This window comes from Borreliella burgdorferi B31 (genome assembly GCF_000008685.2).
GTDB classification, from domain to species: domain Bacteria; phylum Spirochaetota; class Spirochaetia; order Borreliales; family Borreliaceae; genus Borreliella; species Borreliella burgdorferi.
Genome location: NC_001904.1, coordinates 1 through 9386 on the forward strand (window position 1 = coordinate 1; position 9386 = coordinate 9386).

Below are 9386 nucleotides of genomic sequence, written 5' to 3' on the forward strand. Positions count from 1 at the left end.
TAGGCTATGTTAAAACTATAATCAATTTATATTTATATAATCTTGTAGCTTGAAAAAAATATAAAAACATTTTTTTGTATTTTTTTTATAAAACATTAACTTTTAAATCAAAAATATGTTATATATTTATATATAAGAAAATTATGACTTGCGGAGTAAAAAATGGAAAATTCTAAAAAAAATACCCTTTGCCAAAATAAGACACAACATAAATCAATAGTTCTTATCTCAACACTAGAGTATATAAACAAAACACATAATAAATACACACAAAAAAACATACTCTATTACTTTAATGAAAATCTTAAAAGAAATGGTCAACTACCCGTTAAAATAAAAACACTGCAAAATTATCTTTACAAATTAGAAAAAGAAATTAAAGTAACAACTAATTATCACAAACACTTAGGAGTAAATTGCGGCACCGAAATATACTATCAACTTAATTTTTCAAAAAAAGAATGTTACCAAAAAATCTATAAATACTTTCAAGAAAAAAAAGATTTAAGATTTCAAAATAGAGCTACAAGGGGCCTTAAAGATAGATTTACTAAAAATGGGAGTGTAGATTTAAAGGAGTGTTTAAATAATAAAAATAATATAAAAGAAGAAAGAAAGATTAATGAAATAGAAAAGTATCAAGTAAGAAATTACTTCAATAAATGTAACTTTTTATGTAAAAAAATTCTTTCAATTTTTCTTACAATTTTATTCAATTTAGATATTGATAAAGATAATATAATCAAAATACTTAAAATCATAAAAATAATAGAAATTAAATTGCTAAAAAATAAAAATATACATTTTACTAAATCTTGCATGAAAGAAAAACAAGAAAAATTAAAGAAAATTCTATGCAACACTCAAAAAGAATTTGAAAAAAATGAATATAATCCTAAACAATTAGAAATAAGTTTCCAAAAAATATACGAAAATTACAAATTTAAGCCTCATTTTATTATTGAAAGTCATAAATATAGCGATTTAAACAATATAAAGCGTAAATTAGAGAAGTCAATTGAAAGAAAAAAAGAAAATTCTCAACAAAATTATCAAGATTTAAAAACAAACATTTTCAATATCCTTATTGAACAACTAAAAAAAGAAGTAAATATTGAACTTCTAAAGCCAATTATAAAAGAATATTTGAATAACCAAAAGAAAATAGAATACAATAAAGTGTTTTGCACATATTATTGCGAATTATTAGAACTAATAAAAAACCAAAAAAGTTTATTGAATTTAAAAGAATTAGATAGAAAGGCTATATAAGGATTTAATATGGAAAATTCACTAAAAGTTGGGCAAACATATAAAGAAATAATTGATATAAAAAGAAAAAAACGATTTATTAAAATTGAAAAAAAAAATAATAAAACTGTGTATCACACTAAGATAATGATGGATATTCATAAATTAGGAATTGTTAATGTTAAAAAAAATCAATTTCGTGTGTCATTTAGAGAATTATATAATCAAATGGAAATTCAAGAAATTCGCCTATATCCTATAAGGAAAAAAGATAAATTTTTAGGAATTTTTTATGGCTATAGAAAACCAGTAAAAAATGTTTTTGTAAGATATACAATGGATGGAGTTAAAAAAGTATATTCATTTTCAAAAACGTATTACATAGAGTTTAGATTTAAAGCTGGTAGTGTTTTTTGTTATTTAAAGGGTATGAGGCGTTTAACAAAGAAAGAAAAGATAGATACACCCTATAATAAAGCACTTTTTGATAAATTGATAGATTTAGAAAAACATGTATATGAATTTTACAATAAAAAATACCCAGAACAAGGATTAATTCTTAAGTGGATATTAAAAAATCTAAAATAGTAACAATAATATTAATTAAGGAAAATGTTGACAAAAATAAAGGAAAATTTTTATGGAAAAAAAACGTGTTGTTAAAGTTTTAACAAAAAAGATAGATACTTATGTTGAACAAAATTTAATGATTAATGAAAGTAAAATTTCTTATTACAAGACACTAAAGGAAAAGTTGAATGACAATTTCAAAAAAGAAATATTCCACAGGGTGGAAAATATTAAAATTTTAAAAGAAATAAAAGATAATCAATATTATAAATTTGATGGTTATAAAACTTTTCTTGATTTTATAAAAGACTTTGATGTAGCAAAAACTCAAGCGTATAAGTATTTAAGATTAGCAACTGCACTGCAAGAAGGGCTTATAAAAGAAGATTATTTAATAGAAAATGGTATTAAAAATTCTTATAATTTTATAAAAGATAAAGAAAGTCCGGCGTTAAAAAAATCTAGGCAAAATCCAATAAAACCATTAAGATTTCAACTTAAAACTCAAGAAAGTTATGATTTTTACAAAAAAAATGCTAAATTTACAGCGTTTATTTTGGAAGAACTTCTTAAAAATCAAAAAGATTTTCTTAAAAAACTTTTAAGGAAATATGAAGAACTAAAAATCTAATTTTAGAATTTTGTAAATAATTTAGAGAATAGGTTTTTATAAGTTCTTTTAAAATAAGATTTTATAAAAGCTTTATATTTTTGTATTTTTATAGACCGCAGTGTAATAATATTAATTGATTTTAATTTAAGGTTGAACTAAACTAAATATAGTTTTGTAGGAAATAATTTTTCATTATTTCCTACTTGAATATTGGATCGTAAAAATATTAGGGCTTTACTAAGTTCTTTTAAAAGAGAATTTAGCAAAGCCCTAAGTCTTTTAACAAAAATTTTTATTAAAAAAAGTTGACAAAAATAGTTTTTGCTATATATTTATATATAAGAAAATTATAACTTACGGAGTAAAAAAATGAAAAACCGCAAAAACAATAATCCACAAGAAATTAATCAAGCAGAAATTGACTTTTTAAGAGATATGAAAACCCTAAGGATGAACTTGCCGGGGATTGATAAAAATCTTAAAGGTTATGGCTATAAGTATCAGAATTTCAACGAAATAGCTAGAGAAATTAAAAAAGTTATTGATAAGCACAATTTATGCCTTGATTTTAAGCAATTTCCGACTTTTACAGTTGTGGGGGAGCAACAAGTTCTACATGTTGTTAGAACTACGTTTTATAGTACAAACACTGGGTATAAAGACTCCTTTGATACGCCAATACTTACAGAAAATTTAAAATGGAATAATGAAAATGGGTCTAAAAATGTTGTAAATACAGTGCCACAACTGGTAGGCTCATCAATTACTTATTTTAAAAGATACGCATTAGTAGCATATCTTAACATAGAAAGTGAAGTGGATACTGATGCAGCTCCTATTTACAATAACCACGAAAATGAAAATTCTATGCCTAGCAAACAAGCTGGTGTTAACCAAAATCAAGTAAAAAATTTTGATAAAAAGTTAAAAACCGGAAAGTATTATTGCTATGAACTTTTTAGAATTGCTTTATTTAACATAAAAAACTGGGTAAATGATGAAAAAGAAAAAAATAATATAAATGCTCTTATTCGGGCATTATGTTTTGAAAATGAGGCGGATTTAGATGAAATTTTTAATGATAATCCTGGGTTTAAAAGCATACAATATTGGGCAAATATTCTTTTAGAATATTTCAAGAAAACTAATAAATTAGATGAACTAAATAAGTTTGAAGACTTTATAACTAATAATCACGACGTTTATGAAACAAGTGTCTTGAAATTCTTTTGCATGTTAAAAAAAGAAAGACAATTTGATTATATATTTGCAGTGTAATAATACAAATAAATCCCCCTTAAAGGGGGAAAATATTAATCAATTATTAAGATATTTTGGCTTTTCTACTCGCTTTATATAATGCTATCTATACGCCTCATAAGGTTATAAATTATTTCTTTTTAAGCTATTTTTAAAACTTAATCTTTAGGCAAGTCTGCCAAAATTTGTTTTAATATTTGTTTAACTGCCGTTATTTTATCTTTCTTATAAGATTCTTCAAAATTCTCTCTAGCTTTTTCTCCATATTTTTCGGCATAATCAATTTTATCCGAATCTAATTGTATTAAATAATCGAAAATTGAATTTGGATAGCCCTTTATGAGACTATTTATGTTCATTATAATAAAAGATAAGAAATCAGTTGTTATTTTGCTTTTTATAAAGCCCACAACATCAAGTGCGTCTAATAAAACGCTATTTTCTTTAATTCCGATTTTTCTTAAACTTCCCCTAATTTCTGGAGCTTTAGCAAAAAAAAAGCTTTTATCATATTCACTTTCAAAATCATAATTATCTAGTCTTTTGTTAAGTAAATCATAATCTTCTTTAGAAAAAGCTTTTTTAGCTTTCTCATAATTTTTTTTTATATCTTGACTCATAAAAGCACTTAAATCAATGCTTAACATAAATAATAAAAATAACAATAGGCTTATTTTTCTCATATCCTCTCCTAGGCTTTATTATATACATTCTTATTAGCAATACTAATAAGAATTAGAACAAGACTAACAAATAGTCTTATTTGGTGTTCGCAAATTAAGCATTGTTGATTAAGATTTTGGTAATTTTTATTTGCTAAACTTAATAATTAACCAAATAATAAGACCATTAACAATAATAGAGATAAAGGGGGTTATTATTGTGAAAAGAAAAACACTCTTTCTATGGTACGCATTAAATTTTTGTAAACAAAACGCTTTAGTTTTATAAAGATTTTTTTGAATATCTTTAATATCTTTTTCTAAATTAAATATTTTAGTCTCTAAACCAGCAATTTTCCTATTTAAGTTAGAAAAATTCTTTTGTGAAAGATTTTCATCATTATTTATTTTAAACTTGTTATTATCTACCATAAGAAAAATCCTTAAATTTTGTCTAAGTTACTAGCATTAATTTTCTAAAGTATGAATTATTGTTTCTTGATGTTTATAACATTGTTTACAAGAAATTAAAAACATAATAAGAATACAAAAAATAAAAATTTTATTTTGCATAGGGCCTCTCCAAAAGTTAAAAATAAAGCAAAATTATTTAATTGTAAAACAACTAATTTCAAGATATATTATTGAAAGTAAAACATAAAAAAAATTCAAGAAATAGTTTATATATTTTTGCAATAATTCAGAATGAATTTTTTAAGGATTTAAATATCTAATTTGTTACATTTTGCTATTACATATTAACAAACTATAAATATAATAAAAATGAAATTTTAGGAAGTTCTTCATTATAGGAATTAATCTTGTTAAAATGGCTAATAAATGACATATAGTACAAATTTAGTAGTTTTTTATATAAAATAGTCGTAGTATATCACATATTCAGTCTAATTCCCTTGAAACTACCACTTTTGTTTATTTTAACTTCTCTATAGCCCTAATTTTGTATTTAATGTTAGCACTACTAGCTATTCTAGCCCTAATATTTTTTGTTAAATTTTGACTTGTAATTTTTACTATTTTTTTAACTTAAAGTTTACAACTTAGAACAAAATAGTTTTTGTAAACTCAATATATTTATTTGTTTTAAATAAAAAAAATTAACAAAAACTATTAAATAAAAACAAAATCTTTTAACTACTACTTTAGAGTAGCCAACTTGATAAAGTCTTTTTATAATGAGCATTATCACTTTACAAGTTTTATTTATAAAGGGGGATTTATTATGACTCAATATTTTAATGATGATATACCATGCAATTCTTGCAATAGATTAATTAGAAAATATGACCAAACTTGTGTCGCTTGTGGGGCTAAAAATAAACAAAATAAAAAATCTTATTATGGATTAATAGCATTTTTATTTTGTCTATTTTTTGGCTATTTAGGATTTTCTAATTTGTATTTAGGCAAAAACCCTAAAATAGGTTTTACATTTTTATTTATATCTATTGTTTTTTTGTTACTTGCAGTGCTGCTACATAAATCAAACAAGACTAATTATTTATTAGTCTTGTTTGTACTGTTAGTATACTTTTTTTTTGTAAATAGATTTAAAATCTATAAATTTTTTAAAAAAGTAACAAGAAAAATAATTAGTCTCTAAGAAATTAGTAACAAAATCCATAAAAACATTTTCATAGTAGTTACAATTTCTAATGTCTATAAAAATTAAACCAAAAATATATAAATATCATATATATATCCTCTTAATCTTCAAGTTTTGGGGGTTTTGGCATAAAGTCTATGTTGCGTTTTTGTGGTCACTTCAAATTTGCATTTTTACTTACTAAATTGCTCTAGTGCTCTAGCTCAAATTTTGCATACAATTAAAGTTAGATAACTATATTAAGTGTGTAGTAATAGATATTTTATCTTTTAAGGCTAAATATTTGTTGTTCTTTATTTAATCTTCTTCAAGATATTTTATTATACTGTCTATATGTGCTACTACGTCTTCAGATAGTTCTTTTATGTTAATAGCATGGAGTGCAATAGGACTGGTATTTACTCCGGCTGATAGAGCTATTGAGCGTATTTTGAGTTTGTTCTTTTCTAAATCATCATTATCGTTTGCATTAAATCTTTGGATATCTACTCTTACTGCTTTTAAGGCGTTTAGTTTGGATGTTAGTTTTTCTTGAAAAAGTTTTTGTAAATTTAAAAATTTTTCTTCGAATTCTTTAGCATTAGTTGCATATTTTAAGTCTTCTTTTAATAAGCTTATTTTTTCTCTACAATGTTTAAATGCAACTTCATCGGCCTCATCATTAAGGCCTGAGACACTCATAATAAGCCAATTTATTCTTTTTTTTTCTATTGTTGTTGTTTCTGTAATTGTTGCTCTCCTTTTTATTATAAATAGTTCACAAGATATTACAAATAATGAAAATATTAATATAAAAATTAATTTAGCTATGTTTATTTTTTGCATTGATTTTTCCTTTATTTAATAATGAAAATTAATACAATACACAAATAATCTCAAAATTTTAGTGAATTTTTTGATATCATAGAAACTATGACATAGAATTAATATAAATTAATATTATTTTATTTTGATATTTAATTTTGTTTGATTTAAAAGTGGAGTTAATTAATGGAAATTGATAATTTTTTAGATTTACAAAAAATCACCGCAGAAGTATTGCTTAAAATTCACGAGGATAATCAAAAAATACTACAAATAATAGATAAAAATAAAACCTTAAAAAATAAAATAAAAAAATTAACCGAAAATAAAAAAGAAAATAAACAAGAAAATTCTAAAACCACTGCTAAGTTGTACTTAAATCCAAAAACTAATCAATTAATTATAAAATGTGTCAAGACATTAAAACAAATTGACCCAATAGCTGGATGGTTTGTACACCTACTGGTAATAAGTGGGTGTAGGGGGGCCGAACTGCAAAAAGTAAAAATGCAAGATATTTCAACTTTTTTAAGCAAAACCGGAAAAACTTTATACAACATAAAAGTAAATGTGGCAAAAAAAAAATTTACTACTTGTACTAGAGAATTTGTTATAACCGAAAAAGAATTTAATGCTATTCAAAAAGTACACGAAATTTACTTCAAAAAGAAAAATCTTAATACTAGCCGCACTTATTTTTTTCAAAAAACCAAACATAGGTTTAAAGATAATCGAATTAGCATTGACTGTATTGCTAAAAAATTCAAAAAGTTACTTAGAAAATGGGGTTTTGAAGCACGTAAATCACTTCATTTATGTAGAAATTTGTTTATTTTCAATTTAAAATCTAATGGCTACAACTCTTTTCAAATTAAAGAACTTATGAAATATTCTTCAACATATGAAATTGATAATATTTATGGACTATCTCATGCAAGTAAAATTCAAGCGTATGAGTGCATAAAAAATAGTATTGCCTTATAGCTTAACCAGTTAAGCTTAAATGGTGAATATCTTTATTTTTGACATATACTCCTTTATAATCCTTTACATTTATTTATGTATTTCTAATAATCTTTATCAGTGTCCCAGTCAATAGGGGCACTGATACTATTTGTAAACGCTATATTGCTAAGAAAGAATACTTACTACTTATTGGCAAAAACCCCGTAAATCTATCTGATATTGCTCTTTTATTCGGATCATAATTAAACACAAATTCTCTAAATTTATAATTCACATTATTAATTAGTGGATATTTATGCATAATCTCATTAATTTTTATTTTGAGCAGTTCTTTTATAGGATTTTCTTTTTTTTTGTTTTCAATTTGAATTTTATTTAACTCTAATTTTAGATTTTCAATCTCAAAAATAGAACACTCAAGATTTATAGCGGCCTCATCAGTTCTAATTTCAAGGTCTACACAATCAACATATTCTACAAATTCATTTATCCAGTCAAACTCAATCCCATTTTTATAAAAATCACTATTTATTACTAAATCTTGAACAAGATTTATAAAAGTATCATTATTCCCATTATGAGATATTAATAAATTGACCGCCTCATTTTTAAAAATTTTATTTCTTAAATTGGAAACTTCAAATTCACATTTATTAACAAATTCAAACACTTTTGTTATCAAAAGATTATTTCTTTTAATTCTACAATTAATAGGTTTATTACCTATTAAAAAGAACAAATTACAATACTCAAGCCCAGTGCACGCTAGCTGCACTTGTGCTTGTACATAATATTTGAAAAAATATTTACTACTTAAAAAATTGCCATTTTTATTGTACTCAGCAATAGCACTACTCATATAATTAGAGTCGCTACTTTTAATCTCTAATAGTTCTAAATCGCCATTATTATTAATAAACCAGCCATCAATTGTTGAGCCCACTAAAGTTTGTGAACTACCCATTTTTTTGAAATAGTTATACTTATCAACACCGTTAGCATATTTGTTTTTATACAAAATATCAATATTATCTCCGTGTGCTTTAATAAATTCTCTAAATCCTAAATTCTCTAACTCTTTGCCCTTGAGCATATATAAATTCTCTTCATAAGGCATACTTATACCAAAATATTTAAGCAGTCTATTCATCATTAAATCTTTTAACCCTACACCACCAGTTAGAATATTGCCTACTTCACTAGCACCGTATTTATTAAGTTTGTTTCTTTGCACACTAAAATCAATATTTCGATTAAATCTAAAACATTCTTGACTGCTTATTCCGGGTAATTTCTTACCTATCTTACTTAATTTACTTTTTTCTTTAGTTTGATTAACTTGATAATCAAGTTCTATAAAATTTTCAAAACCAATAAAATTAGTTTGCTTATTTATTTGATTAATTTTTTGTGGATTATTGTTTAAGTTTTTCATTTTTTTACTCCGCAAGTTATAATTTTCTTATATATAAATATATAGCAAAAACTATTTTTGCCAACTTTTTTACAAAAAATTTTTTATTAAAACACTTAGGGCTTTACTAAATTCTCTTTTAAAAGAACTTAGAAAAGCCCTATGGATTTAAGAACTGATTATACTTACGTAGTAAAAATACTACAGATATTAATAGTA

The 9386-nt window shown here is 23.7% G+C and carries 8 protein-coding genes and 1 pseudogene; 5 read left to right on the top strand and 4 right to left on the bottom strand.

Annotation, left to right across the window (positions count from 1 at the left end):
• Window positions 1-162: 162 nt before the first annotated feature.
• From BB_RS05435 to BB_RS05450, 4 genes are all read left to right on the top strand, one after another.
• Window positions 163-1272 carry a plasmid maintenance protein gene (locus BB_RS05435; protein ID WP_010890608.1) on the top strand — a complete coding sequence of 370 codons (1110 nt, stop codon included), beginning with the start codon at window positions 163-165 and terminating at the stop codon, window positions 1270-1272.
• Window positions 1273-1281: 9 nt separating this feature from the next.
• Window positions 1282-1839 (top strand): DUF226 domain-containing protein, encoded by a 558-nt coding sequence (locus BB_RS05440; protein ID WP_010890602.1) that lies wholly within the window; start codon window positions 1282-1284, stop codon window positions 1837-1839.
• 52 nt (window positions 1840-1891) lie between these two features.
• A complete protein-coding gene (locus BB_RS05445; protein WP_002663300.1) occupies window positions 1892-2452 on the top strand; it encodes a chromosome replication/partitioning protein in 561 nt (186 codons plus the stop codon).
• 351 nt (window positions 2453-2803) lie between these two features.
• On the top strand, window positions 2804-3712 hold the full coding sequence (locus tag BB_RS05450) for an ERF family protein (RefSeq protein WP_010890603.1): 909 nt from the start codon (window positions 2804-2806) through the stop codon (window positions 3710-3712).
• A 140-nt stretch (window positions 3713-3852) separates the two neighbouring features.
• On the opposite strand, the gene eppA is transcribed toward BB_RS05450, so the two are convergent.
• From eppA to revA, 3 genes are all read right to left on the bottom strand, one after another.
• Window positions 3853-4377: an exported protein A EppA gene (eppA, locus tag BB_RS05455; RefSeq protein WP_010890604.1), complete on the bottom strand. Its 525-nt coding sequence runs from the start codon at window positions 4375-4377 to the stop codon at window positions 3853-3855.
• Window positions 4378-4503: 126 nt separating this feature from the next.
• Window positions 4504-4788 carry a hypothetical protein gene (locus tag BB_RS05460; protein WP_010890610.1) on the bottom strand — a complete coding sequence of 95 codons (285 nt, stop codon included), beginning with the start codon at window positions 4786-4788 and terminating at the stop codon, window positions 4504-4506.
• A 1492-nt stretch (window positions 4789-6280) separates the two neighbouring features.
• Complete coding sequence (gene revA, locus BB_RS05465) at window positions 6281-6808, bottom strand: fibronectin-binding protein RevA (protein ID WP_010890606.1); 528 nt, start codon at window positions 6806-6808, stop codon at window positions 6281-6283.
• Window positions 6809-6973: 165 nt separating this feature from the next.
• Between revA and BB_RS05470 the strand changes: the two genes are divergently transcribed.
• Window positions 6974-7771 carry a tyrosine-type recombinase/integrase gene (locus tag BB_RS05470; RefSeq protein WP_010258297.1) on the top strand — a complete coding sequence of 266 codons (798 nt, stop codon included), beginning with the start codon at window positions 6974-6976 and terminating at the stop codon, window positions 7769-7771.
• 83 nt (window positions 7772-7854) lie between these two features.
• Here the strand turns inward: BB_RS05470 and BB_RS05475 are convergent.
• Window positions 7855-9188 (bottom strand): annotated as a pseudogene (locus tag BB_RS05475) (DUF244 domain-containing protein).
• Window positions 9189-9386 lie beyond the last annotated feature (198 nt).

Bases quoted from the DNA above. Each gene is read 5' to 3' on its own strand.
- BB_RS05435 (WP_010890608.1), top strand. From the start codon at position 163: ATGGAAAATTCTAAAAAAAATACCCTTTGCCAAAATAAGACACAACAT.
- BB_RS05440 (WP_010890602.1), top strand. From the start codon at position 1,282: ATGGAAAATTCACTAAAAGTTGGGCAAACATATAAAGAAATAATTGAT.
- BB_RS05445 (WP_002663300.1), top strand. From the start codon at position 1,892: ATGGAAAAAAAACGTGTTGTTAAAGTTTTAACAAAAAAGATAGATACT.
- BB_RS05450 (WP_010890603.1), top strand. From the start codon at position 2,804: ATGAAAAACCGCAAAAACAATAATCCACAAGAAATTAATCAAGCAGAA.
- eppA (WP_010890604.1), bottom strand. From the start codon at position 4,377: ATGAGAAAAATAAGCCTATTGTTATTTTTATTATTTATGTTAAGCATT.
- BB_RS05460 (WP_010890610.1), bottom strand. From the start codon at position 4,788: ATGGTAGATAATAACAAGTTTAAAATAAATAATGATGAAAATCTTTCA.
- revA (WP_010890606.1), bottom strand. From the start codon at position 6,808: ATGCAAAAAATAAACATAGCTAAATTAATTTTTATATTAATATTTTCA.
- BB_RS05470 (WP_010258297.1), top strand. From the start codon at position 6,974: ATGGAAATTGATAATTTTTTAGATTTACAAAAAATCACCGCAGAAGTA.